24 protein-coding genes are annotated in these 25,793 nt (G+C 35.4%); 3 read left to right on the top strand and 21 right to left on the bottom strand.

Annotated features, from left to right (window positions below):
* Positions 1-184 precede the first annotated feature (184 nt).
* From KQI76_RS03075 to bcbE, 3 genes are all read right to left on the bottom strand, one after another.
* Positions 185-2,104, bottom strand: a complete 1,920-nt coding sequence (locus KQI76_RS03075; RefSeq protein WP_216398839.1) for a heavy metal translocating P-type ATPase — start codon at positions 2,102-2,104, stop codon at positions 185-187.
* 136 nt (positions 2,105-2,240) lie between these two features.
* Entirely contained in the window at positions 2,241-2,570 is a 330-nt protein-coding gene (locus KQI76_RS03080) for an ArsR/SmtB family transcription factor (protein WP_216398840.1), read from the bottom strand.
* A 309-nt stretch (positions 2,571-2,879) separates the two neighbouring features.
* Entirely contained in the window at positions 2,880-4,067 is a 1,188-nt protein-coding gene (bcbE, locus tag KQI76_RS03085) for a bacillibactin exporter BcbE (RefSeq protein WP_216398841.1), read from the bottom strand.
* Between the two features lie 159 nt (positions 4,068-4,226).
* Between bcbE and KQI76_RS03090 the strand changes: the two genes are divergently transcribed.
* Complete coding sequence (locus KQI76_RS03090; protein WP_216398842.1) at positions 4,227-5,525, top strand: hydroxymethylglutaryl-CoA reductase, degradative; 1,299 nt, start codon at positions 4,227-4,229, stop codon at positions 5,523-5,525.
* Between the two features lie 107 nt (positions 5,526-5,632).
* Here KQI76_RS03090 and KQI76_RS03095 read toward each other — a convergent pair whose 3' ends face one another.
* Entirely contained in the window at positions 5,633-6,805 is a 1,173-nt protein-coding gene (locus KQI76_RS03095) for a hydroxymethylglutaryl-CoA synthase (protein ID WP_216398843.1), read from the bottom strand.
* A 221-nt stretch (positions 6,806-7,026) separates the two neighbouring features.
* On the opposite strand from KQI76_RS03095, the gene KQI76_RS03100 reads away from it, so the two are divergent.
* Complete coding sequence (locus KQI76_RS03100; protein WP_216398844.1) at positions 7,027-8,205, top strand: acetyl-CoA C-acetyltransferase; 1,179 nt, start codon at positions 7,027-7,029, stop codon at positions 8,203-8,205.
* Positions 8,206-8,674: 469 nt separating this feature from the next.
* Here the strand turns inward: KQI76_RS03100 and KQI76_RS11945 are convergent, their stop codons facing one another.
* From KQI76_RS11945 to KQI76_RS03180, 16 genes are all read right to left on the bottom strand, one after another.
* A complete protein-coding gene (locus KQI76_RS11945) occupies positions 8,675-9,190 on the bottom strand; it encodes a methylated-DNA--[protein]-cysteine S-methyltransferase (protein ID WP_216398845.1) in 516 nt (171 codons plus the stop codon).
* Between the two features lie 274 nt (positions 9,191-9,464).
* Positions 9,465-10,040, bottom strand: coding sequence for a chromate transporter (locus tag KQI76_RS03110; RefSeq protein WP_216398846.1), 576 nt, complete (start codon positions 10,038-10,040; stop codon positions 9,465-9,467).
* Entirely contained in the window at positions 10,037-10,582 is a 546-nt protein-coding gene (locus KQI76_RS03115; RefSeq protein WP_253288780.1) for a chromate transporter, read from the bottom strand. The genes KQI76_RS03110 and KQI76_RS03115 overlap by 4 nt, the downstream gene beginning before the upstream one ends.
* Before the next feature lie 178 nt (positions 10,583-10,760).
* Positions 10,761-11,201 carry a DUF2512 family protein gene (locus KQI76_RS03120; RefSeq protein WP_216398847.1) on the bottom strand — a complete coding sequence of 147 codons (441 nt, stop codon included), beginning with the start codon at positions 11,199-11,201 and terminating at the stop codon, positions 10,761-10,763.
* Between the two features lie 54 nt (positions 11,202-11,255).
* Entirely contained in the window at positions 11,256-13,133 is a 1,878-nt protein-coding gene (htpG, locus tag KQI76_RS03125; protein WP_216398848.1) for a molecular chaperone HtpG, read from the bottom strand.
* 267 nt (positions 13,134-13,400) lie between these two features.
* Positions 13,401-13,754 carry an IDEAL domain-containing protein gene (locus KQI76_RS03130; protein WP_216398849.1) on the bottom strand — a complete coding sequence of 118 codons (354 nt, stop codon included), beginning with the start codon at positions 13,752-13,754 and terminating at the stop codon, positions 13,401-13,403.
* Between the two features lie 329 nt (positions 13,755-14,083).
* Positions 14,084-14,713, bottom strand: coding sequence for a V-type ATP synthase subunit D (locus tag KQI76_RS03135; RefSeq protein ID WP_216398850.1), 630 nt, complete (start codon positions 14,711-14,713; stop codon positions 14,084-14,086).
* A gap of 7 nt (positions 14,714-14,720) precedes the next feature.
* Positions 14,721-16,097, bottom strand: a complete 1,377-nt coding sequence (locus KQI76_RS03140; protein ID WP_216398851.1) for a V-type ATP synthase subunit B — start codon at positions 16,095-16,097, stop codon at positions 14,721-14,723.
* The gene (locus KQI76_RS03145) at positions 16,081-17,874 is read right to left on the bottom strand and encodes a V-type ATP synthase subunit A (RefSeq protein ID WP_216398852.1); all 1,794 of its coding nucleotides are present in this window, start codon (positions 17,872-17,874) and stop codon (positions 16,081-16,083) included. The genes KQI76_RS03140 and KQI76_RS03145 overlap by 17 nt, the downstream gene beginning before the upstream one ends.
* 16 nt (positions 17,875-17,890) lie before the next feature.
* Complete coding sequence (locus tag KQI76_RS03150) at positions 17,891-18,202, bottom strand: V-type ATP synthase subunit F (protein WP_216398853.1); 312 nt, start codon at positions 18,200-18,202, stop codon at positions 17,891-17,893.
* Positions 18,192-19,199 carry a V-type ATPase subunit gene (locus KQI76_RS03155; RefSeq protein WP_216398854.1) on the bottom strand — a complete coding sequence of 336 codons (1,008 nt, stop codon included), beginning with the start codon at positions 19,197-19,199 and terminating at the stop codon, positions 18,192-18,194. The genes KQI76_RS03150 and KQI76_RS03155 overlap by 11 nt, the downstream gene beginning before the upstream one ends.
* A 13-nt stretch (positions 19,200-19,212) precedes the next feature.
* On the bottom strand, positions 19,213-19,803 hold the full coding sequence (locus KQI76_RS03160) for a V-type ATP synthase subunit E (RefSeq protein ID WP_216398855.1): 591 nt from the start codon (positions 19,801-19,803) through the stop codon (positions 19,213-19,215).
* Between the two features lie 28 nt (positions 19,804-19,831).
* Complete coding sequence (locus KQI76_RS03165; RefSeq protein ID WP_216398856.1) at positions 19,832-20,308, bottom strand: V-type ATP synthase subunit K; 477 nt, start codon at positions 20,306-20,308, stop codon at positions 19,832-19,834.
* Between the two features lie 24 nt (positions 20,309-20,332).
* Entirely contained in the window at positions 20,333-22,294 is a 1,962-nt protein-coding gene (locus tag KQI76_RS03170) for a V-type ATP synthase subunit I (RefSeq protein ID WP_216398857.1), read from the bottom strand.
* A complete protein-coding gene (locus KQI76_RS03175) occupies positions 22,281-22,607 on the bottom strand; it encodes a hypothetical protein (protein WP_216398858.1) in 327 nt (108 codons plus the stop codon). Before KQI76_RS03175 ends, KQI76_RS03170 begins: the two co-directional genes overlap by 14 nt.
* Positions 22,608-22,892: 285 nt before the next feature.
* Complete coding sequence (locus tag KQI76_RS03180; protein ID WP_216398859.1) at positions 22,893-23,765, bottom strand: CvfB family protein; 873 nt, start codon at positions 23,763-23,765, stop codon at positions 22,893-22,895.
* Positions 23,766-23,847: 82 nt separating this feature from the next.
* On the opposite strand from KQI76_RS03180, the gene KQI76_RS03185 reads away from it, so the two are divergent.
* On the top strand, positions 23,848-24,285 hold the full coding sequence (locus KQI76_RS03185; protein ID WP_216398860.1) for a YaiI/YqxD family protein: 438 nt from the start codon (positions 23,848-23,850) through the stop codon (positions 24,283-24,285).
* A 148-nt stretch (positions 24,286-24,433) separates the two neighbouring features.
* Here KQI76_RS03185 and ilvA read toward each other — a convergent pair whose 3' ends face one another.
* A complete protein-coding gene (gene ilvA / locus KQI76_RS03190) occupies positions 24,434-25,693 on the bottom strand; it encodes a threonine ammonia-lyase IlvA (RefSeq protein ID WP_216398861.1) in 1,260 nt (419 codons plus the stop codon).
* Positions 25,694-25,793 lie beyond the last annotated feature (100 nt).

Here is a 25,793-nt window from a genome sequence, read left to right on the forward strand (position 1 = left end):
CTATTCCCTATTTACTTGGATGAATAACATATTAATCAACCCACCACTTAATTTCTAAAAAAATATGAAGGTGAAGACTTCTGTTAGAAAGTAGATATATTGCATTAAAAAACGCCCCATTTATAATTAAAGAGAATTTACTTTCCCTTTAATAATAAACGGAGCGTATCATAACAATTAGGATTTATTTACTCATTAAAAGTCGCAGACCATTCAGTATAACGACTAGGGTGCTTCCTTCATGAATAATGACACTGATTGCCATATCTGTCAAACCTAAAAAACTAACAAGGACTAAACAACAAACAATGACCATAGCGAAAATAATATTTTGCCAGATTACCTTGTTCATCTTTGAGGAAACTGTATGTGAGTACATCAATTTTGACAAATCATTTTCCATTAAAACAAGGTCTGACACTTCTACTGCTACGTCGGTACCATCTCCCATGGCGATGCCTACATCTGCATTAACAAGTGCTGGTGCATCGTTAACACCATCTCCAACCATGGCTGTGATGCCATACTTTTCTTTCTGCTGATCAATAATTTGTGATTTATCTTCTGGCATCACATTAGCAATTACCTCATCTATTCCTAACTGTTCAGCAACTACCTTCCCTGTTAATTCTGAATCACCTGTAATTAAAGTTGTGTGAACGCCTAATTGTTTAAAGTAATTAATCGTTGCTTCGGCATGTTCTTTTGGAAGGTCCATTAAAGCAATTAAACCGATTACCTGCTCATTTTTCGCAACATAGACAACTGTTTTTCCTTCGATAGATAATTTCTGGTTTAATTCTTGATACTCATTGTCCACTTTTTCGAATGATGATGGTTTTCCAATTCGATAATGATCTCCATTATAGTCACCAGTCAAACCTTGACCAACTTGATTATTGACTTCTATATCTAGTTGATTTTTTGCTTTAAATTTATCTAAAATCGCCGCTGCTAACGGATGGTTTGATTGCTTTTCAAGTGCAACTATAATATCAATTATTTCTTCTTCATGAACTGAATCTGAAAAGTGATAGTGAGTTACTTCTGGCTCACCTTTTGTCAATGTACCAGTTTTATCAAAAGCAATTGATTCAATAGAAGCTAATTGAGATAAATAAGCACTCCCCTTAGATAATATCCCTTTTTTTGCTAGATTAGATGTTGCAGATAAGGTGACTGATACTGTTGCTGCTGCTAATGCGCATGGTGAAGCGGCAACTAATAGTACTAGTCCTCTGTAGAAGCTCTGAGTCCACGGCCAATTAAATACGGTCACTCCTATTAAAATCATAAGTGGAACTAGAACTAAGATTAAATTGACATATCGAGGTTCATATTTCTCGATTATACCGGCCACTTTCGTTTGATTGTCTTGATTTTGACTGACAAGTTTTAATATTTTTGCGAAGACGGTATCTTCATTTTCCTTTGTCACTTCCATCGTAAATGTTCCTGTTCCATTGATGGTACTTCCGTAAACATGATCGCCTTCGAATTTCTCTTTAGGTATACTTTCACCATTGATCGAAGACTCATCAATAGAAGTTGTTCCCGAAATGATTTTCCCGTCGATGGGAACTTGATCCCCATTTAGCACTTGTACAGTATCACCTACTTTTAAATCACTGACATCAATGTGCTTTATCTCCCCATCTGATGTGACGAGTCTTGCTGATGTTGGATTCATTTCAAGTAACTTAGTGATTTCTTTTTTACTCTTACCTTCTGCAAATTCTTCAAGGAAATGTGCACCTGAGAAAATAAATATTAATAATGCACCTTCCCAAAAATTGCCTAAAATTGAAGCGCCAAGTGCAGCTAATCCCATGAGTATATGGGAATTTGGTGTGAAGAATTTTCTTCTTTTAGTATTTTCAATTGTTTCTCCAATCCCCTCTAGAACAACAACATGATAGCCCGCGGTTATCATAGCAATTGAAAATAAAATATTTTTTAATAAGTCAAATTCTTCATTTAAGAATAGCGCAATTATTGCCGTGATCAATCCGATAAAATATAAGATAAGAGGAGTTTTCCCATGATCATGACAATGGGTGTGGGAATGATTATCGTGTGTTTGATGTTCATGAGTACATTTCATATCTAGCACCTACCTAAATTTAGTATTAGTTGACTTGCCCTTTTCCAGTAAAAAAGTTGCCTTTATAACTCTTTTATAGTAGCCATGTAATTACCCCAACCCTTCTTTCTGCTTTATTCAAACACAATCATAAACTTTATTGATGGCTCGCATGATCTATTGTTTGTTTTAAAATATTTATAACATGATCATCATCGTGTGAATAATAAAGTGTTGTGCCTTCTCGGCGATATTTTACTAAACGTAAGTTTTTAAGGAAACGCAATTGGTGCGATACGGTAGACTGTTTAATATTTAAGGCTTCAGCAATTCCATTAACCGATCGTTCTCGCTCGAATAATAAATTCAAAATTTTTATTCTTGTTGGATCACTTAGTGCTTTAAAGGTTTGCGATACGATAAACAGTGTTTCTTCATCCAATCCATTTTGGCGGTCTGGGTCTGTTTTCTGCAAATGATCATCCATTATAAATGCTCCTCTTTGTTAGATTAGATTTTATTTAATCGTTTATTGTATGTGTATATGAATATATGTTCATATATATATGATAAACAATTTAAACAGAGCTGTCAACTTTCTAAGTTATCCTCGATAAGGGGGGGAATAAATAAAGAATTAAGCTCAAAAGAGGTAGTCGAAGAACATCTCCCTTGAGCTTAAATAATCTTTATTGTAGTGTAACTGTCAGTAAGACTCCCCCTTCAAGCATTCAAAGGAAAGTAGGCATTGTAAGTAGGTGATGGAGTCCCCCAACTGGTTGAAGTTTCACCTCATTTAATCTTCTGGTCTTACAGCAAACAATGCTGTTATTGCAGCTATTCCACTTAAAATAGCTAAGGTCATGTAAAGTATCCTTATGTTACCCTCCATTAATGCAACAATCGGAGGCCCTGTAGCAACACCCAAGAAACGCATACTACTATATAATGATGTGACAGTCCCGCGAATTTCCTTCTCTATCCCTTCAGTAATTAAGGTATCTAATGATGGTAAGGAGATACCGATACCCAAACTGGAAATTGATAGTATAATTGTCACCATGGTCAAACTCAAGTGCTTATTAATAAACAATAATGGGATCCCAATCAGGATATTACCTGTGAAAATCAACCACTTCATCAAAACTTTATTATCCCCTATTTTCTTACCAGAGATATAAGAAGCACCGCAAAGTAGCAGCAAAGGAATCGCGAGGATAAAACCTTTTATCATTCCATTTATTTGATATTGGTTTTCAAGCATATTGGAAAAGTGAAATAAATAACCGAACAAAACAAACATATTGAGTCCACCGATTAAAAAGATTGCGATCAACCAGCGGCCACTTTGCTTAAATACTTTTTTTATGTCTATTAAAAAGTCAGCAAAAGAGCTGTTAGTGCCTGTTTTGTGTTTGGGTACTTTAACTAAGAAAATGACAAGTAAAAGTGATATGATCGCAAAAATGGGCACAAAAACGAATGGTAGATACCATATAAATAAAGCGAGTGAGGCACCAATGATTGGGCTTAATACTTTACCAAATGTATTCGCCGTTTCAATAATCCCTAAACTAGCACTTACCTCCTCCTCTTCCTTATACATATCACTCACCGTTGGAATGACAACAGGAAAAGCTCCAGCTGCTCCGATTCCTTGCAAAAAACGACCGAGCAAAATGATTAAGTAAGGCTCATTCATCAACCAAGAGGCTACTGCTGCAATCGTTCCACCTATTGCTGTAATGATTAAGCTTGGAATAATAACTTTTTTTCGTCCAAACTTGTCAGACAAGTAACCGGCAATTGGTATTAATAAAATTGCGACGATCGAATAAATCGTAATGATTAGACTAGATTGGAATTCAGATATATCCAATTCTTTTTCAATCATCGGTAATACCGGAATCAACATCGAGTTACCAAGTGTCATAACTAGCGGAATTGAAGCCAGGGCTAATAAATCTAATCTCTTTTCTTTCATCTTTCATCATCCATTCTTCTACATTTAAATACTGTAAATATTTTGAGCTTAAAACCTATTTTCATACCTATAATGGGTTTGTAAAAAAAGATTGTGGTACAATGTATGGCATATCATTGATTTTAAATCAATATATACATATGGATCAGGAGGATAATGATGAGAAAAAGTAAATTAGATAGATTTTATCAACGAACAATTGATGAACGGATTGAAGCGTTAATAGCTGAAAACTATCTTGAAGATCAGTCGATTGCTGAATTTAAAGATTCCCTCATTTTGCCTGCAGAAGTTGCTAATCACATGATTGAGAATCAAATTGGAACATATCATTTACCATTAGGTTTAGGACTCCATTTTTTGATTGATGGTAATGAATACCTTATACCGATGGCCACCGAGGAACCTTCAGTTATTGCTGCTGCATGTTTTGCGGCAAAAACGATTCGACGTGCTGGTGGATTTACGACAGAAGTTAGCGAACGTGTGATGATTGGTCAAATTGCTTTGAAAGATATAAAGGATAAAGTTAAAGCCATTGATGCGGTCAAAGCAGCGGAAGAAGAAATCATCACCATTGCAAATGAAGCACATCCTTCAATTGTAAAACGTGGTGGTGGAGCTTGTAATATAAAGCTCCGTTGGATCGACGAGGACATAGAACAGGATACACCTTCCTTGCTTGTTATCCATTTGCATGTTAAAACCTTAGAGGCAATGGGTGCAAATATCATTAATACGATGGTTGAAGCTGTTAAACCTTATCTTGAATCCATTACTGATGGAAAAGCAATCATGGGGATTCTGTCAAATTATGCAACAGAATGTTTAGCGACTGCAAGATGTCATATTCCTGTTGATATTTTAGCACGCCATGGATTATCAGGTATCGAAGTTCGCGATAGAATAATTGAAGCGAGTCAATTCGCGATAGCGGATCCTTACCGAGCAGTGACAAATAATAAAGGGATTATGAATGGAATCGATGCTTTAGTGATTGCAACCGGGAATGATTCAAGAGCAATTGAAGCGGGTGCCCATGCATATGCTGCACGTTCTGGCCAATATCGCTCGTTATCAAAGTGGACGAAAGCGGATAATGGTGATCTATTAGGAGAACTATCGCTCCCTTTACCGGTTGGAACAGTTGGTGGATCAATTAGTATTCATCCCGGAGCAAAATTCACTCACCAAATCCTTGGTTTTCCAGATGCCAAGCAATTAGAGTCGATTATTGTCTCACTTGGATTAGCACAAAATTTCGCTGCTATTCGTGCCCTTGTCACAGATGGCATCCAAAAAGGTCATATGGCCCTTCAGGCAAAGTCACTGGCCATTAGTTCAGGGGCAACTGGCGATGAGATTCAAAAAGTAGCTAGAGCTTTAAGAAGAGAAAAACATATGAATTTAAAGACAGCTAGAGAAATCTTGCTTAAATTACGCGAAGATGATCAATAAGATGACTTTAAAATCATGATTATAAGATGAAATAGCAAAACCGATTTTGAGTCATTTTCAAAATCGGTTTTCTGATTAGGTATTTTCCAAACAGCTTTGTGAACTTATCATTGTTCTTTATTTATATATTGGCGCATATGATCTTTGATTCCAGCAAAACAAATGGGTGCTGGGTCATTGCTTATGTCGAATTCAATATTACCTATTCCATTTGGAATGGTATCCATAAAGACTTTCTCATATTGTTCAACTGATATCTTTTCACGAGCTTGGAGCATCTGCTGATGTTGTTCAGTAAACAAATGATCACGATAGTTTTTTTGTAAGATTCCTGTGAAAAATTCTCCCACAGAACCAGATCCGTAGCTAAATAATCCAAGCCTTGCACCTGCTTTTAGTTCCGTGTCCTGTTCTAATAATGAAATTAAATTTAAATATAAGGATCCCGTATAAATGTTACCAACAATTTCATTATAATATTTCCCAATATTAAATTGTTTTATTAATCGTTCTTGTTCCTGTTCCGATTCATTCTCAAGGATTGATTTCAATGCTTTCAAGCCCATCTTTGTATAAGGCATATGAAATAAAAGTCCATCAAATGCTGCAAGAGTTACCTGGTTTTTTTCCTTATAGGCGGTAAAAAGATCTTGAAATAGCTTGATATATTGTATGACAGATAATTTTCCATGAACAAATGCTTCTTCAGAATACAAAGGCCGCCAGAAATCCATCACATCCTCTGTTTTATAAACGCTTTGATCTTCTATCACCATGACTTTCGGATCGCGCGTAATAAGCATAGCAACTGCCCCTGCACCTTGCGTAATCTCGCCACCAGTATTCAATCCATATCGTGAAATATCTGAGCTGAGGACAAGCACTTTACTATCTGGGTTAAGTGCGATATGCCCCTTGGCTATTTGAATAGCAGCTGTTCCACTATAACAAGCTTGTTTCACTTCGATTGAACGACAATATTCATTCAATCCAAGTAATTGATGAACATAGACTCCAGCCGCTTTTGAATGATCAATCCCTGATTCTGTTGCAAAGATCACATAATCAATTGCGTCAATATCCTCTTGATCGAGTATACTCAATGCAGCATTTGCCGCTAAAGTAACGGCATCTTGTGTTTTTGGAACGACTGCCATTTTATCCTGGCCAATTCCGATTTTAAATTTCCCGGGCTCGACACCACGAGCAATAGCTAAATCTTCAGTATCTATGTACATATGCGGTGTATAAAAACCTATTTTGTTAATTCCTATTTTCAAATCGATCACTTCCTTTTTATAATGGTTGACTGTAAATTCTATTATGAGTTTAAATATATTATATTCCCAATTAATACTTTAACATGAATGAATTGAATTCACTAATGATTAATTTTTTTAATTTCAACAACCCTCTATTTTTATATGTAATAAATGATTAAGTTTAAAAAATCTGTTAAAATGAAAAAAGTAACTTCTAAATAAAAGAAAGGAGTTTATTTATGGAAGATGTTGTAATCGTAAGTGCTGTCCGAACGCCAATTGGTAAATTCGGTGGTTCTTTAAAGGATCAAACAGCACGAATGTTAGGTACATATGTTGTCAAAGAAGCGATTAAACGTGCAAACTTAACACCTCAGGATATCGATAGTGGTATTTTTGGTAACGTCCTACAATCTGGAACTGGTCAGAATCTTGCTCGTCAAATTCTAATAGATTCAAACGTTCCATATGAAGTGCCGGCCATGACAATCAATGAGGTATGTGGATCTGGTTTAAAAGCTGTAATTCTTGGTGCTCAGCAGATTCAATTAGATCAAGCTGAAATCGTTGTTGTTGGCGGTGTTGAGAGTATGAGTAATGCCCCACATTTGATCTCAGATTATCGATGGAACCAGTCAATTGATGATAAACAATTGATTGATTCAATGATCAACGATGGTCTAACTGATGCATTCTCTCAGAAACATATGGGGATCACCGCTGAAATCCTAGCTGAAAAATATAATATCTCTCGTAAAGAACAAGATCAGTTTGCAATGGAATCTCAACATAAAGCTGAACATGCTCAAGCAACAGGTCGTTTTATTGATGAAATTGTTCCAATCCCTGTAGAAAATGAAACAGGTGAGACCTTCCTATTTGATCAAGACGAATATATTCGAAAAAACGTTAATTTGAAGGATTTGGCAAAGCTTCGTACACCATTTAAGGAAGGTGGGACAGTAACAGCTGGTAATGCATCTGGAATCAATGATGGTGGCGCTGCTCTAATCTTGATGAAAAAATCCATCGCCGAGTCCCGTGGCATAAAGCATTTAGCAACGATTAAACAATATGCAGAAGTAGGAATAGATCCCAATTACATGGGCTACAGCCCCTACCACGCCATCAAAAAATTAATAGATAAAGCTCAGCTTGATATAAACCAAGTTGACTTATTTGAAATCAATGAAGCCTTCGCTGCTCAAAGTATTCCTGTGATACGTGATTTAGGTATTGATCCGCTTAAAGTTAATGTTAATGGCGGTGGCATTGCGCTTGGTCACCCGATTGGCGCTTCTGGAGCAAGGATTCTTGTTACACTTCTTCATGAAATGAATAAAACTAATAATAGGTTAGGAATCGCTAGTCTTTGCATCGGTGGTGGATTAGGTCTGTCGATGCTTGTAGAACGTTAAGTCAGCGACCGTTTACTAAAACACCCTATTTCTTCATTTCTGACAAAATTTAAAATGGAGAATGTCCGTTGATCTCCCACTTACAATGCTTAAATTCCTAGGAATTCTTGAGGTGGAAATCTTACTGACAGTTGCCCTGCGATAAAGTGAAACTTCAACCAGTGGGGACTGAACCTATAGGATCTAGGTTATGCAGACCTTACCATAGAACCTGCTAGATTTAGTCTGACTTCCCCTGTCCCCACTGATTGGGACCGGATCTGGGACTACGTTTACTCGTCCCACCGGAAACATTTGCGGTTACTCGTCCTACCGAAAACATTTGTTACTACCACTCGGACTTTTCTAACTGTTGATCAACTACTTATCAATCGAGGTTCTGCTAACTGATTGAAACGGGGATCTTCCAATCAGTTAATCCGACGTAAAGGAAGAAAGCGATAAGTTACTATAATATCGCTTTCTTCTTTTATCTATGATTAAATTCCAGATCAATTAATGCTTGTTTTAATGGTAAACCTGCCCGAAATCCTGTTAATTTTTTATTCTTCCCTATCACACGATGGCAAGGAATAAGGATAAGCAATGGGTTCTGCCCAATTGCTCGGCTAACTGCTCTAACAGCAGTTGGACGGTTAATGGCTGCTGCAAGTTCACTATAGCTGATTGTAGTCCCATAAGGAATATCTTGTAAGGCATGCCAAACTATTTTTTGAAAAGTTGTTCCGTACAAATCAATTGGGATCGTAAATTTTGTTAATTGTCCTGCAAAATACTCTTTTAACTGCTTTATTTCTAATTTGAACATTTGTTCGTCCTCAATGATTTGGTAGTTTGTAAATGTCTTTTTTAGCCAAGAGACATGGAACTGATTTGATTGATCAATTGTAGTTGTTATTAGCGCTAAGCCTTGATTCGTCTTGTATAAAGTAAATGAATGATTCTCGTGAATGAATCTTGTCTGATAAAGAAGTTTCTTTTGCATGATACCAACCCTTATTTTTTTATTAAAATGATACAAGCAGTTAATCTTGACAAAGATCCGCTGGCTTCCCTCTTATCATTGAATGGGTTGCCTAACAGTTAGGATATTCGAATGGAATCATTACCTGTAGATCTCCTCACTAAGGATATTTAATCTAGCTTCGACAAAAGTAGTACAGGTCTAACTAGATCGGGATATGAAAAAAAATTAAAAAACCCGCAATTTATCATCTTCAATTAAATCATCATTTATGATAAAAAGCAGGTTGATCCTGTTATCCAAATTTAAATAAAATTCCAATTAACGCTGATAAAGCAATAAATAAGACAGGATGCAGGTCTTTAAAGTATCTGTGTCGCATAACTAGAAATAAAATGATTGCCAGGCTTAAAGACTTCCAATTGATAAAGCCGATCCAATCATTGGCTTCAACTAAACGAGACAGGTCAAATAAATCAAGCCATACAACAGAGAAACCTGATGCGGCTATTAGTGCAGTTGAAGCGGGTCTGAGACCATAGAATACAGATTCAACATAATTATTTTCTCTAAATTTAGTTAAAAAACGTCCAATAATCAAAATAATAATAATTGAAGGTGAAACTAGACCGATTGTAGCTACAATCCCACCAATTGCCCCACCATTTAAGTGTCCGACGTATGTTGCCATATTGATCCCAATCGCTCCTGGCGTTGATTCTGAAATCGCAATCATATCAGCTAGTTGTTCATATGTATACCAACCTGTTCGATCCGCAATATCATATAAGAATGGTAAAGTAGCTAATCCACCACCCACAGCAAATAAACCAGCCTTAAAAAATTCATAATAGAGTTGTAAATAGATCATCCTTGCCGTCTCCCTTCTTGTGATTTAGCTATTACCCCGATAAACCCAGCCAAAACAATGAATAGAACTGGAGATAGTCCAGTAAAGACGGAAAGGGTGAAAACGAGAATAAAAATCAATAAGCCGATCTTATCAACAATTGAATTCTTCCAAAGTTTAATAACAGCATTTAATATAAGTACATAAACACTGACCCGTATTCCAGCAAAGGCATGTTGTAGGATAGGCGAATCTGAAAAGTTCTTCATAAAAATAGCAATAATCGAAATGATAATATACGAAGGAAAAACCAAACCAAGTGTAGCGATAATCCCACCTAGGGTCCCTTTTTGTTTCTGTCCGACAAATGTTGCAGTATTTACTGCTATAATCCCTGGTGTTGTTTGACCAATCGCAAAATAGTCAACCAGTTCTTCATCTGTCACCCACTTTTTTGTTTCAACAACCTCTCTTTGAAGGATGGGTAGCATTGCGTAACCTCCACCAAAGGTGAGCAATCCAACTCGACTAAAGGTTAAAAATAGCTCCATTAATATCTTCAAATTCTTCCTCCTCTTAAAAATCTCTTCCCAATTAAATCTATATGTATCTTACGGACTAAGATTATTTTTGTCAAATCATTTCACAATAGACTTGTAAAAAGCCAAGGGGCCACTCCCATATAGTTTGAGTGTGGCCCATCTTTTAACTTTTTTATAATTTTATAATAGGTTTAGCTTGCTAATAATCTTCGTCATCATCAAAGTCATCAGCAAAAGGATTGATTTCTTGTGACAGCTCGGTTAGATAATCATAATGATTGATCTGGAAGTGTTTATCATCATAATTGAGATCTTCTGCAACGTATAGATGAAAAAACGCTTCATATATCGCAATCACTAACGAAGATAAAAAAGTCGCCATTAGCACATCGCCACCGAAATTCATTATATTGATTAATAGATAGATTACTGTGAAATGAATCAGAAAATCAGTAATTGTTGCGATGAAATTATTTGTTCGCTCTAATATGAGAATATCACCAATATAATAGGTAGCAAAACAAGGCAAACTAATAGCTAAAGTTTGGCCAAAAGACATGCCATAACCGATCCCTAAAATTAAATACAATAATATAAAAGTTGTGACAAATTTAATACTAAGTAATTTTATATGTTCCATCCTAACACCTCCATAGGGATTAGGATGGCATACTTAGAAAATATTATACATTATTTATTTCATGACTTCCCATACATCATTTGTATAGCTGAGTGGATCTTCGATTGGTAAACCTTCAATTAGTAAAGCTTGGTTATACAATATATTTGTATACTGCTCAATCTTTTGATCATCTTTAGTAAAACTATCTTTTAAGGTTTGGAATATCTCATGTTTTGTGTTGATTTCTAATATTTTATTTGCTTGAATCCCTTGATTATCCGGCATCATATTTAATACCTTCTCCATCTCTATCGAAATCTCCCCTTCATTCGTTAAACAAACAGGGTGTGATTTTAAACGTTTGGAGCGTCGGACATCGGTAACTTTTCCTTTTAGTATCTCTTTCATTTTATTAAAGAGTTCTTGATCATCCTCAGAGACTTTTTCAGCTTCATCATCTGCGTCATCTTCTAAATCAAGATCACCACTTGAAACAGATTTAAACTCTTTGTCGTCATATTCAGCTAACATCTTAATTGCAAACTCATCAATATCATCAGTTAAATATAAAATTTCAAAGCCTTTTTCTTGTACCATTTCCGTTTGAGGTAAACGTTCGATTTTAGCATTTGATTCACCTGTAGCATAATAGATTGAAGTTTGATCTTCTTTCATACGTTCAACATATTCTTTAAGTGAAACAAGTTTCTTTTCAGTAGATGAATAAAAAAGCAATAAATCTTTCAATGTATCTTTATTTTGGCCAAAATCATTGTAGACACCAAATTTTAATTGACGCCCAAAAGCAGAGTAAAACTTTTCATATTTTTCACGATCATTATTAAGCATTTTTTGAAGTTCTTGTTTAATTTTCCGTGTTAAGTTTTTTTCAATTAACTTCAATTGTCGATCGTGTTGAAGCATTTCTCGTGAAATATTTAGTGATAAATCTTCTGAATCGACTAAACCTTTAACAAAGCTAAAGTAATCTGGGATTAGTTCTGGTGCTTTATTCATAATTAAAACACCACTTGAATATAACTCCAACCCTTTCTCGTATTCAGCGGAATAATAGTCATAAGGTGCTGATTCTGGAATATAAAGAATTGCCTGATAGCGAACATTACCATCAACACTCGTATGAATATAAGTTAATGGTGTATCAAATCCATAATGTTTTTCTTGATAAAACTGCTGATAATCTTCTTCACTTAACTCAGCTTTGTTCTTCTTCCAAATAGGAACCATGCTATTGATGGTTTTATCCTCAATTATTGTTTCATATTCATCTTCAGTACCTTCTTTAAGTTTTTGTTCAGATACTTCCATTTTAATTGGGTAACGGATAAAATCAGAATATGTTTTTACAATCGTTTGTAAATGAAATGGATCTAAATATTGATCGTAATCATCTTCATCTGAACTTTCTTTAATTGTTAAAGTAATCTCAGTTCCAACTGTCTCTTTATCACATGGTTCAATCGTGTATCCGTCTGCGCCTTCTGAGTACCATTGATAAGCTTGGTCTTCATTTAATGCTTTAGATTTAACGCTAACAACATCTGCAACCATAAATGCAGCATAAAAACCAACACCAAACTGACCAATAATATCGTGTCCGTCTTTAATTTCATTTTCAGTTTTAAAAGCAAGCGAACCACTTTTAGCGATGATCCCTAGATTAGACTCTAATTCTTCCTTTGTCATGCCAATCCCAGTATCAGATACTGTTAATTGACGATTTTCTTTATCAAGGTCAATTCTTATGTAATAATCGCTTTGGTTAAATGTGATTGATTCATCTGTCAATGCGCGATAATACATTTTATCGATTGCATCACTTGCATTTGATATTAATTCCCGCAGGAAAACCTCTCTTTTTGAATAAATAGAGTTAATCATCAGGTCTAATAATCTTTTAGACTCTGCTTCAAACTGTTGTTTTGCCATCTTTATACCTACCTTTTCTTAAATAATTTAGCACTTGAATGATTAGAGTGCTAACATATATTTTTTAACATAGACAGGCGGTAATGTCAATTGAATTGAATCTTTTCTTTACTAATAAAAACAAAATAAAACACTAGCCTTGTATAATACAAAACTAGTGTAGCTGTAGTTATTTTATCGCTGCCCAGAGCCCCCTGAGTCAATTATACCAGTTGAAACAATCAGATGATAACTGGCGGATTAACAGCTTAGTGTGAGTTCCCCTAATTACTTAGATGTTGAGGAACAAGGGCTATTCTTATTAACCTCTTTTAACTGTAATAATTGATAATCTTTAATTAATGAGTCAAACCATGCTTGATCTTTTGTTAATAAAGCAAGATCAATCAATTGCTCAAGTTCACCTTTTGTGAAATGCTCAAATGCTTGCTCTTTTTCAACTTTTGCTGATTGGACTTGAATGCTTTGACCAGAAAGTAATTGATTATCACTTGCTACAACTCTAAGTTGCATTTTATCATCATTTTCTGTTTCTTTTTCAACATAACCATGAATTCGTTCACCTTTACTTGATCGAAGCTTTACCCAATCCCCAATTTGAAATTTATTCTTAGTTCCCATGTTTGACACCACCCTTTTATATAATTAACAGAATAATATGAATCATCTAAATAAATGTTATAAGATATTCTAATTCTTATTAACGATAGTGTCAACTATATTGCTTAGCAATTGAAATAAAACGCTTGAACTATTCCTCTTTTTTTATGACGCGCAAATTTCTGATTTGGATCCTTAGAGCTTGTTAAAGTATGACTTTGCCATCATATTGAGAAAATATCAGAGGGATCATTTGCTGTCGGTTAAGGAAAGCACTCCCTATATCACCATGCCGGAATTTGTGACAAATAAATAGCCATCTATCTGCAATCGATAAATGGCTATTTAACTTATTGTCCCATATCTTTCACTTTCATAATTCGGGTAATATTAGCACGTTCATTTTCTTCTAGCTTCATTTCAATATAATATATTGTTTCTTCTAGCTCGGGTATTTTTAAATATTCAAGTGCATTAACACGTCGACGCGTTTTTTCGATCTCGTCAGCCATAAGTTGACAAGTTTTTTCAATTTCAGATAACTTTAATAATTTAGGTAAAATGTGATTGATTTTCTCAATTGCATCATCTAATTCACTATTAGAATTTAGGAAACCATACTGCATTTCTGATTGGTTATCATCTTCATCGATAGAAAAATCCATTTGTGGAACGATCACACTCATAATATTTTTCTCTTGAATATTTAAGGTTACAGATTTATTTGGAACTGCAAATAGTTCTTCAATAAATGATTCGTTAAGAAGTGACTTTGCTACAACGAAAGCACGCATGGCTTCTGTAAGTTCTTTTTCAACTTCATCACGTAACTGATTATTTTCCCGGATCAAAGTAATAAACTGCCGCATCAATTCATCTTGTTTATCTTTCAAAAGCTTATGGCCTCGAGTTGAAATAGCTAAACGGTCCTTAAGGTTGGATAATTCCATCCGAGTTGGCTTGACATCTAATCTAGCCATGACCCGATCACTCCCCTTCCGGCATAAACTCTTCAATCATTTCATTCTTAATTCGTTTCAATTCAGATTTAGGTAAAATTGAAAGCAGTTTCCAACCTAAATCTAACGTTTCTTGAATAGAACGGTTTGTATAAAAACCTTGATTGATATATTCTTCTTCAAAACGATCCGTAAATTCAACATACAATCTATCTGTTTTTGATAAAGCAGAATCACCTAATACGATTGCTAGTTCTTTAGCTTCCTTACCATTAGCATAAGCGGCAAACAATTGGTTCATTGTCGCAGCATGGTCTTTTCTTGTTTTACCTTCACCCGTCCCCTTATCTTTCAAACGAGATAGTGATGGTAAGACGTTAATTGGTGGTTTGATACCTGCATTATCTAATTCTCGAGACAGGATAATTTGCCCCTCTGTAATATATCCAGTTAAGTCAGGAATTGGATGTGTAATATCATCCTCTGGCATTGAAAGGATTGGTATTTGAGTAACAGATCCTTTTTTACCAACTAAACGTCCAGCCCGTTCGTATAAAGTAGAAAGATTCGTGTACAGATAACCAGGATAACCACGACGACCAGGAACTTCACGACGTGCAGCAGAGATTTCACGTAGTGCTTCACAGTAATAAGTCATATCCGTCATGATTACTAGTACGTGCATATCTTTTTCGAAAGCTAAATATTCAGCTGTTGTCAATGCCATCTTTGGTGTAGCAATCCGCTCAATTGCAGGGTCGTTGGCTAAGTTAATAAACATAACGGAACGGTCAATCGCCCCTGTCTTCCGAAAGTCTTCCATAAAGAATTCAGCTTCATCAAATGTAATCCCCATCGCAGCAAAAACAACGGCAAACTTTTCATCACTATTTAATACGGTTGCTTGGCGAGCAATTTGAGCTGCTAATTCTTTATGAGGTAAACCTGATCCTGAGAATACCGGAAGCTTCTGACCACGGACAAGTGTATTTAAATGATCAATTGAAGATATCCCGGTTTGAATAAATTCATCTGGATAGTCACGTGCGATTGGATTAATCGCCTGGCCGTTCACGTCTAAGCTATCTTCAGGAATAATATTGGGACCATCATCCATCGGTTGCCCCATTCCATCAAAGACACGTCCAACCATATCTTCAGAAACATCCAATGAGAGTGGTTTCCCGCGAAAACGTACTTTTGTATCTTTAATATTAATCCCACTCGGTCCCTCGAAGATTTGAACCATCGCTTTATCACCGTCTACTTCAAGGACTTGACCATGTCTAATTTCACCAGTTTGCATTTGAACTTCTACAAGTTCATCATATTTAACGCCTTCAACTTGTTCAACTGCCATTAGAGGTCCAATGACTTCGCTAACTGTTTTATATTCCTTCAGCATTTTCTGTCATCCCTCCTGCTGCAACAATTTCATGGATTTGTTCTTTAACATCTTGTTTAATTGCTCGGATTTCGTCTAATTGATCTTCTGATAAATATTTTGAACGAGCAATCCGATCGCGAATCTCTTCTGTTCCATCAATGATTTCTTGGAAATATGCACCAAGGCGCATTGCTTCGCGAGCTTCTTTTTCATATGAAAGGATTAAATCAAGCATGATAAATTGCTTTTCTCTAGAAGTATATGTATCTACATCATCAAAAGCATTTTGCTGGAGATAATCTTCTCGTAAGGATTGAGCAATCACCATTGTTAACCGATCTTTCTCAGATAGTGATTCAACTCCAACTAGACGAACAATTTCATCTAGTTCGGCTTCTTTTTGTAATAAATTCATTGAATGCTGCACCATTCCAGCCCAATCTTCTTTAAGTTCATCATTCATGTATTCTCCTACTTCTGTTGAGTAAAGAGAATATGATGTGAGCCAGTTAATCGCTGGGAAATGACGCTTTTGAGATAAGGCGGAATCCAGTGCCCAATAAACTTTGACAACACGCAATGTATTTTGAGTTACTGGTTCAGACGTATCCCCACCAGGAGGTGATACGGCACCGATTGCCGTAATACTTCCTTCGCGTTCTTCGGATCCAACAACAATTGTTCGTCCAGCACGTTCATAGTACTCAGCAATTCGGCTTCCTAGATATGCTGGATAACCCTCATCACCAGGCATTTCTTCTAGTCGTCCAGACATTTCACGAAGTGCTTCTGCCCATCTTGAGGTAGAATCAGCCATTATAGCTACATTATAACCCATATCACGGAAGTATTCCGCAATTGTAATTCCTGTATAAATAGATGCTTCCCGAGCGGCAACAGGCATATTTGAAGTATTAGCAATTAAAATGGTTCGCTCCATCAATGATTTACCAGTGTTTGGATCAATAAGTTCTGGGAATTCATTCAAAACGTCAGTCATTTCATTCCCACGTTCACCACAACCTACATAAACAACAAGGTCTACATCACTGAATTTTGCGATTTGGTGTTGAACAACTGTTTTACCAGCACCAAAAGGACCTGGAACAGCAGATACACCACCTTTAGTAATTGGGAAAAATGTATCAATTACACGTTGTCCTGTTAACATTGGTTGATTTGGATTCAGTTTTTTCTTAAATGGACGCCCGCGACGTACTGGCCATTTTTGTAGCATTGTTAATTCTTTAATGCCATCTTCTGTATCAATTGAATAGACAATATCAGTTAATGTATATTCTCCACTTTCAATTGATTTAATAGTCCCTTTCACCCCGTGTGGAACCATAATACGATGCTCAATCACTTCTGTTTCTTGGATCGTACCAACAATGTCACCAGGTTCAACAAGCTCACCAACTGACTTTGTTGCTTTAAAGGCCCATTTTTTATCACGGTCTAAATTTGTAATATTGACACCTCTAACTAAAAAGTTGCTATTCGTTTTTTCCTTAAAAGTATCTAATGGACGTTGAATACCGTCAAACATTTGTGAGACGATGCCTGGTCCTAATTCAACTGATAAAGCTTCTCCAGTTGTTTCGACTGGTTCACCGGGGCCAATGCCTGAGGTTTCTTCGTATACTTGAATAGAGGCAACATCATTACGCATCTCAATGATCTCACCAACTAATTTCATATCCCCAACATAGCAAAGGTCTTGAATATTAGCATATTCCATACCCTCAGCCATAACTAAAGGACCGGAAACTTTGACGATTTTCCCTTTTTTCAAATCAGTCCCCTCCTAATTATAAAATATTTTGCCCAACTGCTTTTTCAACATTATGTTGGATTCTGTTCTTTCCAATACTAAGCGAGCCCTTGTGATTTGGAATTAAAATAATTGCTGGTTGAACTTCAGCATCATAGCGTTTGATCGTATCCGGAATTTCCTTTGCTGTCGCTTCAGTTAAGTAGATAACACCATAGTTTTGTTTTGCAAGCGTATCAATGATTTCTCTAGCTTCTCTTGGTGTCTCTGAGGCGAAGACATCAAACCCAATTATTTTGAAAGGAAGTACCGAATCTTTGTCTCCAACTACTGCTATTTTATGAGCCATAAATAGGTCGCATCCTTTCTCTGATTATTTCTTCTGCAATTTGATTATCTTTTCCAACCAGAATTAAACGAATATTGGTAACTTCTTTTTCAATTGCAAATATAAACGCCATCAATGGCATTGGTCCAAAGGCTTGATACATGCCTTCTCTCATATGTTCGTGAATAATTTCTTCGATAATTTTATCTAAAAGTATCGGATTAATCTCATGTTTCGAATCTGCCCATACATTTTCTAATTTATCTGCATAAGGTTGGCTCGAATACAATTGATTAATTGTAGCCATTGATTTGTCATCAGCAGCATCGATAAGTGCCTGTTTTGAAATTGATCCAGAACTTGACAGTACCGTGTGTAAAAATGATCGTGATTTTTGTTGGTTTATACTTCGAATCACCGTTGATAAGTTATCTAAATCAATCATTACATCAGCAATTTTGCTAATGGTAGGATTATTTAGCCTGTCTGTAATTGCACGTACATGCTTATAATAATAGGTATCCATAAACACATCAACAGCTTCAATTCGTCCAAACGTTTGAAAATGCAAAATAGCTTCTTGAACACCTTCAACCATGATTGGATTTAAAATATCAGACTGTCCAGTTTTAACCAAATTCTTCAATGTTGCGATTGGGTATTTGCCAATCGGAATTAATAAATGTTCAAGGTTTAAATCTTTAAATCGCTGTTTTAATAAAACTTTAAGATTATGGTAGGTATATCTTAAGGTATAGATCTGAACAACTTCACTCTCAGGCGTAGTGCTATAGAGTTCTTTATAAATCTCCTGCAAATGAGCAACAAGAAATTGATCGAAGTTTTTATTTTTCAAGACTTCAACTTCATCGAAGCGATATTCTGTACTCTTCAAAACCTCTAATGCACTTTGCAGATCATCAGCCCGAAGCATTTTCTCATAATCATCTTGTGATAATAACCTTGTTTCATAGACACGAATAAGTGTATTTATACCCTTGTATTGAGTATCTTGCATTTATTCTCCCCCCTTACTCATTATTCTTAAATGCTAAGGTTGCAAGTTGTGGAGAAAATTCTTTTCTTAGCTCGTCTATCAAAACATCAAAACAAAAATTATAATCAATCCCACCTTGTTGCAAAATAAAACCAGCTTTACCTTCGAGCCCTTCTTTTGAAAGAGTCACAAACGGATATTCATTTAAACAAGCTTTGACTTGATCAGCTTGAAAGTGATCAAGTGAGACTTGCCCAGGGACAAGGGTCCATTGCTCTTCTCGATTCAATTGGGCCAAAACGCCAGTTAAAAAGCTAGCAAATTTATTGGCATCCCAGTTAGTAAGTTCATCAATTGCTTGATCAAATACTGAATTTAAAAGGATTTGTTTTTTGGCGAGTATTCGATTTCTTTGCTGGTTAGCTAAGGTTTGTTCTTGACGTTCATAGTCGCTTTTCAATTTGAATTCAATTGATTCTTCACGTTTCTTTTTATTTTCCACAAGCTTTTGACGTGTTTCTTCTATTTTGTCATGAGATACCTTTTGGTAATCATCTAATTTCTTTTGACCTTCTTCTTTCGTTCGTGTCAAAACTTGTTCGGATAAAGCCTGAAAATCTTCCATAATTCTCATCCTTCCACTATTTTTTAACTTATGCTAAAACAAGTAAGAAGGAAATAACGAACCCTAAAATCGCATAAGTCTCTACCATTGCTGCATAGATAATCCCTTTTGAGTTTTGATCTTCTCTTTTAGCTAAAATCTGAATCCCAGCAGTTGCAACTCTACCTTGTAAAAAACCTGAAGATAGACCAGTAAAAGCAATAGGGAGTGCTGAAATAAATAAATAGATTCCTTCAGTTAGTAACATATCTTGTGACATGTTCAAGAAAATTAAGAATCCAATAACGAAACCATACAACCCTTGTGTACCAGGTAATAATTGAAGAATTAAGGATTTACCAAATTTCTCAGGTTGTTCCTTAATTAATGAAGCCGCTGCTTCACCGGTCATGCCAACTCCTTTAGCTGACCCCCATCCACTAAAGATCACTGCAAAAGCAATACCTAACGCTGCAAAAGCGTATCCACCATTATTCTCGATAAAAAATTGTAACCAGCTTTCCATAATTTAATTCCTCCATCTCTCTTATCATTCATTTTGATTTTTTAATTGAATATATTTTTCAGAAGCCTTCAATGGCTTGAGTGCTTTACCGCCACCTTCATAAAATTTACCGAAAAATTCAACAAAGATTAGACGAGCACCATGAACATAGCTTCCTAAAAAGGTTAAGCCTATGTTAACTAAATGTAAGGCGATGATTAGCAATATTCCAATTGTATATCGCCCTACAGGGGGAATAAAGCCAACAATCATGTTAAAAGCTACCGCGATACTACCACCCGACACACCTAATGCCATCAAACGAGTATAACTAACAAGATCCCCAACATAACTTGTAATACCATACAAGTTATATATTCCTAATCCAGCACCAAGTGCTTTATTTTCTGTGGCTAATGTGGTAGCAATGATAATAGCGACTGCACTCAGAACAGATATAATAGCCCCTGTCTTTGTCAAAAGTTCACTATCAAGTACAAGTTGACCTAAGATTAAGATAATGAATCCAACGAATATTCCGATCCAACCCATTCCATCTGAAACAGCACCGTATTTATCTTTATTTTTTAAGCTTAGATGAACACTAAGGCCCATACCAAGAAATAATTGAATCATACCAAATACAACTGATAGAATTAAGATGGTAATCACATCATCATTTGTCGACAATAGGACAAATGGTAGGTCAGCACCAAAAAATGATCCATAAATTAATCCCCAAAGCATTGTTGGGTAAGACAACAAATGGAAGAACTTCATATTTTTAATCATGCTAGGGTTAAAATTAAAAAATCTTAAAGCGATAAAGGTTGCTAACCATAAAACTAACCCATAGCCAAAGTCTGCTGCCATCATTCCAAAAAAGAATGCATAAAAAGGTGCTAAAAATGGTGTCGGATCAATCTCATTGTATTTAGGAAGACTATACATCTCAGTCACACTCTCGAAAGGTGCAATATAGTCTTTATTGGTTAAAACAACTGGAACACGATCATAATCCTCTTCTTTAATATCTTCAACAAGTAGAGCATATTCATGATCTGCCAAAGTTGATTTTAAGGCGGATTTAAATGAGACTAAACGTGACTCTTCTAACCAGCCCTCCATAATAAACAAATGTTTTTCATCAAGAAGAAATAACTTACTTTTCTCTCTCTCAAGCTTGGCTTGATAGTATTCTGCTGAAAGCATCAACTGCCATTCTTCTTTATCCATCTTTTTAAGTTCGGATTTGATTTCAGATTCAGTAATTTTTATATCTGCTTTTTCTTTCTCAATTGCTTGTAACAATTTACTTGGCTTTTCGGTAAAATTCGCTGTTAAATCGTCGAAATGCGCTTGATTAAGTATTTCCTTCACTGTATCTTCATGGTGACGATCATAAAAAATCATAACCCCATGTTCATCTTTAGTTTGGTAAACTTCTTCTACAAAGATGCACTCATGATTCATCAATTGATTAAAGTATTCATTGTGAACATGTTGTGGTACTGTCCCAACACTTCCAGTTATGCGTTTCATACTTTTTACATCTGCTATGCTAAATTCAAGCCTTTTCCAATTCATTAAAAATGCTTCTTCTTCACTTAATTGTTTATGACGTTCAGCACTTGCTTGTAGTTCTGATTCCTTTTTTAAAAGATTCTCTACCAAGTCCTCCGCTGAGAATTTAGTCATTTCCTCTTCTAATTCCTCAAGTGAAAGTTCTTGCTTTTTTTCACGAAGCTTCTCAATGAGCGTGGATTTAGGTAAATATAATTGTAGAAATGATAAAACATTTTCCACTTTATCAATTAAAGCCTGATAATCCTTAATAATGGACTCAATTTCATCAACCTGATTTGGTGATCCTTCATAATTTCCTAAATCAGTAGATGGTAAGTCAACAACCTCAAATTTTTGCAAAGCTTGAATAGATTGTAATAACTGGTCTTTCTGTTCATGGAAAGATATGAGTGTTAGTTTTTTCATTTTAGCTATTGCCATATTTTCTCATAACCTCCTCAACAACTGTATCAACCAGTCGTTCTTTCTGTTCAGAAAAACGAGTTTCAATTTGTTTTATTTGTTGTTCTTCTTTCTTTTGATAAGAAGCTTTTAAAGTTTGGATTTTTTCATCCATCTTTGCTGTTTCTTTTGCTTTGAATTCGTCTACTTCACTATCGTATTTCTGTTTCATATCGTTTATTGTATTTTCAGTATTCTTTTTTAATTCAAGAAGTTTCTCTTCATATTCACGTTCAAGCTCCTCTGCTTGACGCTCGATATCTTTTACTTTTCCAATTGTGGTTACACTCATTTATTGACACCCCCATTCATATAGCAAGCATCATTCAAAGACAGAAAAAATTCATTTGTGCTTTTACCCTTGGGCAAAGGTGATTCTTTTTTTAGCGATCATCGACAAAACAATCTGTCACTGATAGCGTGAAAAAAGTATCAAACATTATTTATTATAGCTTGTATAGTGCAGTTCTTCAATAATATAACTAATCCAATTTAAATCGAAATCCCTATTTATATAGGAAGAAATACAACTTATAAAATAAATAAAATGACTTTTTTACTAATCACCATATGTATTTTATCCCTTTTCATGTTTATCAATTAAAATTGTTTTTCCGTCTTCCTGTCTTATTAATTGATCTTTGTAGAGTTTGCCAATGGCACGTTTAAAGGCAGCTTTACTTATTTGAAAGGTATGACGAATTTTATCTGGATCTGTTTGGTTATCAAAAGGCATTTCGCCACCATGCTCTTTTAAGTATGTCATAATCATATCTGCATCATGGGCTTGTGCTTCTAGCTTTCTTGGTAATAATGATACATTTAAACTTCCATCTTGCTTAACTTTTATGACACGGCCTTCCACCCATTCTCCAACACGAGGTTCTCTTTTACGCTCTGAGTGGTGAATAAAGCCACGATAACCTTGCTCACTAATTAAAACAGCACCTTCCTTTCCGGAGCGAAAGACTCTGCCCTTAATATCTTGATTAAATAACGAATCAGGTGCTTGATCCCAATTCCCTTCAAAATCAGCCTCTTTAACTGGTTCTGCCAATAAGCGATTTCTTTTATCACGTTTTAAAGTGACATAGAGCTGATCACCAGCAATAGGCCAAGCAGATCGATACTTTGGAAGGTCATCCACAGAAACAAGTATCTCATTTGGTGCGCCAATATTGACAAAGACGCCCAATTTTTGATTAACCCCAACTACCTCTGCCCAATCGAATACAGAGAAACGCACATGAGGTAACTTAGTCGTAGCATTGATCTGATCTTTATCATTATGATATAAAAAGACCTCGACTAAATCACCTACTGTATATATATCGTCTGATTGATTGCAATCTAAATAAATATCTGTTGATTGATTTGTTAATAGATAGCCATCCTTTAAAACCTTCTTGACAGTTAATTGAACGATATTTCCGACTTGTATCGTTGACATCATATGTTCTTCCTTTCAAATATGATAATATGGATTCATAATTGCTTACACTACTATTGTTAAACTTAGGAGAGAATTATTCATGATCATTTATATAGATGGTGATGCTTGTCCCGTTACGGAAGAAATTGTTTCAATGACTAAAAATAAAAAGCTTCAAGTTAAATTAATCAAAACATATGCACATCATTCAATGCAAAAATTAGAGGATCACGTGCAAGAAATATATGTTGATAGTGAAAAAGAAGCAGTTGATTACAAAATTATTGCTCTAATTAAAGCGGGTGATTTACTTATTACACAAGACTATGGCTTAGCATCTATAGCATTACAAAAAGATTGCCAAGTTATTCACCCAAGGGGATTTCAATATACCCAAGTAAATATAAACAGACTGTTAGAATCCCGCTATCAAAGTGCACAGATTAGGAAACATGGCGGTCGAACAAAAGGACCACAGCCTTACACGATTGAAGATCGTAAACAATTTAAAAAAATCTTTGCTAAGATCTTAACATAAGTCCATTCCTTTACCTATATCGTTTAATCATAGCAAACTTCTAGTCATGCTATCACTCGTATACTTGCCTCCTTAAGTGATTAATCCATAATGATAAGTGAGGTGTTTTGCAAACTTAAAACACCTCACTTATCGTTAATTACGGATATTAAATAAGTAATTGAAACAACTCTTGATCTTTATTCAATTCAATATAGGAAAAACCATTTTCCTCCATTCGTTTAATCAGTGGTTGATAATCATTCTTATTTTGCAATTCTATTCCTACAAGAACCGGTCCGCGATCTCGATTATTCTTTTTGGTATATTCAAATCGAGTGATATCATCATTTTTACCAAGCACTAGCGTTAAAAACTCCCTCAATGCTCCTGCACGCTGTGGAAAACTTACGATAAAATAATGTTTTAATCCTTCATAAATAAGTGATCTTTCTTTAATGTCCTGCATCCGATCAATATCATTATTACCACCACTTACTATAACAACTACATTTTTCCCTTTAATTTCATCCTTATAGTCATCTAGCGCAGTAATGGGCATTGCCCCAGCTGGTTCCGCAACAATTGCATTTTCGGTATATAAATCTAGTAAAGTTGTACATATCTTGCCTTCAGGGATTGTCGCAAATGAGTCAACAACTTGTTTAGCAATTGTAAATGTAAGATTACCAATTTGTTTAACACTTGCTCCATCAACAAATTTATCAACGGTATCAAGCTTAACAACTTTATCAGCATTCAATGATGCTTGCATAGATGCTGCCCCGACTGGTTCTACACCAACCACTTTGGTATTTGGACTAATTCCTTTTATATAGGAACCTACACCTGCGATTAAACCTCCACCGCCTACAGACATAAAGACATGCGAAAGAGGTTGATCCATATCCTCTAATATTTCTAATCCAACCGTTCCTTGTCCAATGATTGTCCGGTAATCATCAAATGGGTGAACAAATGTCATATCATGTTCTTGACAATAGGCTTTAGATTCGTCAGCTGCATCATCATATGTATCACCTGTTAAAATAATATCGACATATTTACCACCAAAAAAAGCGACACGATTAACCTTTTGTCTAGGAGTTGTTGTTGGCATGAAGATCTTGCCTCTAACTTTCATCGCCTGACAAGAATATGCTACTCCTTGTGCATGGTTCCCTGCACTTGCACAAACAACACCCTTATTTAATTCTTCGCGCGTTAAACTTTGCATAAAATGATACGCTCCTCTAATTTTAAAAGAGCGAACGTCTTGTAAATCTTCACGCTTTAGATAAACGTTACATTTATACTTTTCAGATAGGATCGTGTCTTTTTGTAGTGGTGTTCTCTTGACAACATCTTTTATTTTTTGGTGTGCAATCATAATATCTTTGACATCAATTGTTTTTAACGATTCGCTCATGGGATTAATCCTTTCTTTTTACAAAATTTAAAAAAGTAAATAGATTTAGCATATCATACGAATATATATTGTTGATTACATTAAGCAAAAGCAAGAGGCA

The sequence above is a fragment of the Amphibacillus sp. MSJ-3 genome, from assembly GCF_018919165.1.
Classification (GTDB): Bacteria; Bacillota; Bacilli; order Bacillales; family Amphibacillaceae; genus Amphibacillus.

Coding starts and splice junctions, on each gene's coding strand:
- KQI76_RS03090 (WP_216398842.1), top strand. CDS start 4,227: ATGAGAAAAAGTAAATTAGATAGATTTTATCAACGAACAATTGATGAA.
- KQI76_RS03140 (WP_216398851.1), bottom strand. CDS start 16,097: ATGCTGAAGGAATATAAAACAGTTAGCGAAGTCATTGGACCTCTAATG.
- KQI76_RS03100 (WP_216398844.1), top strand. CDS start 7,027: ATGGAAGATGTTGTAATCGTAAGTGCTGTCCGAACGCCAATTGGTAAA.
- KQI76_RS03170 (WP_216398857.1), bottom strand. CDS start 22,294: ATGGCAATAGCTAAAATGAAAAAACTAACACTCATATCTTTCCATGAA.
- KQI76_RS03160 (WP_216398855.1), bottom strand. CDS start 19,803: ATGGAAGATTTTCAGGCTTTATCCGAACAAGTTTTGACACGAACGAAA.
- KQI76_RS03185 (WP_216398860.1), top strand. CDS start 23,848: ATGATCATTTATATAGATGGTGATGCTTGTCCCGTTACGGAAGAAATT.
- ilvA (WP_216398861.1), bottom strand. CDS start 25,693: ATGAGCGAATCGTTAAAAACAATTGATGTCAAAGATATTATGATTGCA.
- KQI76_RS03075 (WP_216398839.1), bottom strand. CDS start 2,104: ATGAAATGTACTCATGAACATCAAACACACGATAATCATTCCCACACC.
- KQI76_RS03180 (WP_216398859.1), bottom strand. CDS start 23,765: ATGTCAACGATACAAGTCGGAAATATCGTTCAATTAACTGTCAAGAAG.
- KQI76_RS03155 (WP_216398854.1), bottom strand. CDS start 19,199: ATGCAAGATACTCAATACAAGGGTATAAATACACTTATTCGTGTCTAT.
- KQI76_RS03110 (WP_216398846.1), bottom strand. CDS start 10,040: ATGATCTATTTACAACTCTATTATGAATTTTTTAAGGCTGGTTTATTT.
- KQI76_RS03165 (WP_216398856.1), bottom strand. CDS start 20,308: ATGGAAAGCTGGTTACAATTTTTTATCGAGAATAATGGTGGATACGCT.
- KQI76_RS03135 (WP_216398850.1), bottom strand. CDS start 14,713: ATGGCTAGATTAGATGTCAAGCCAACTCGGATGGAATTATCCAACCTT.
- bcbE (WP_216398841.1), bottom strand. CDS start 4,067: ATGAAAGAAAAGAGATTAGATTTATTAGCCCTGGCTTCAATTCCGCTA.
- htpG (WP_216398848.1), bottom strand. CDS start 13,133: ATGGCAAAACAACAGTTTGAAGCAGAGTCTAAAAGATTATTAGACCTG.
- KQI76_RS03080 (WP_216398840.1), bottom strand. CDS start 2,570: ATGGATGATCATTTGCAGAAAACAGACCCAGACCGCCAAAATGGATTG.
- KQI76_RS03175 (WP_216398858.1), bottom strand. CDS start 22,607: ATGAGTGTAACCACAATTGGAAAAGTAAAAGATATCGAGCGTCAAGCA.
- KQI76_RS11945 (WP_216398845.1), bottom strand. CDS start 9,190: ATGCAAAAGAAACTTCTTTATCAGACAAGATTCATTCACGAGAATCAT.
- KQI76_RS03150 (WP_216398853.1), bottom strand. CDS start 18,202: ATGGCTCATAAAATAGCAGTAGTTGGAGACAAAGATTCGGTACTTCCT.
- KQI76_RS03120 (WP_216398847.1), bottom strand. CDS start 11,201: ATGGAACATATAAAATTACTTAGTATTAAATTTGTCACAACTTTTATA.
- KQI76_RS03130 (WP_216398849.1), bottom strand. CDS start 13,754: ATGGGAACTAAGAATAAATTTCAAATTGGGGATTGGGTAAAGCTTCGA.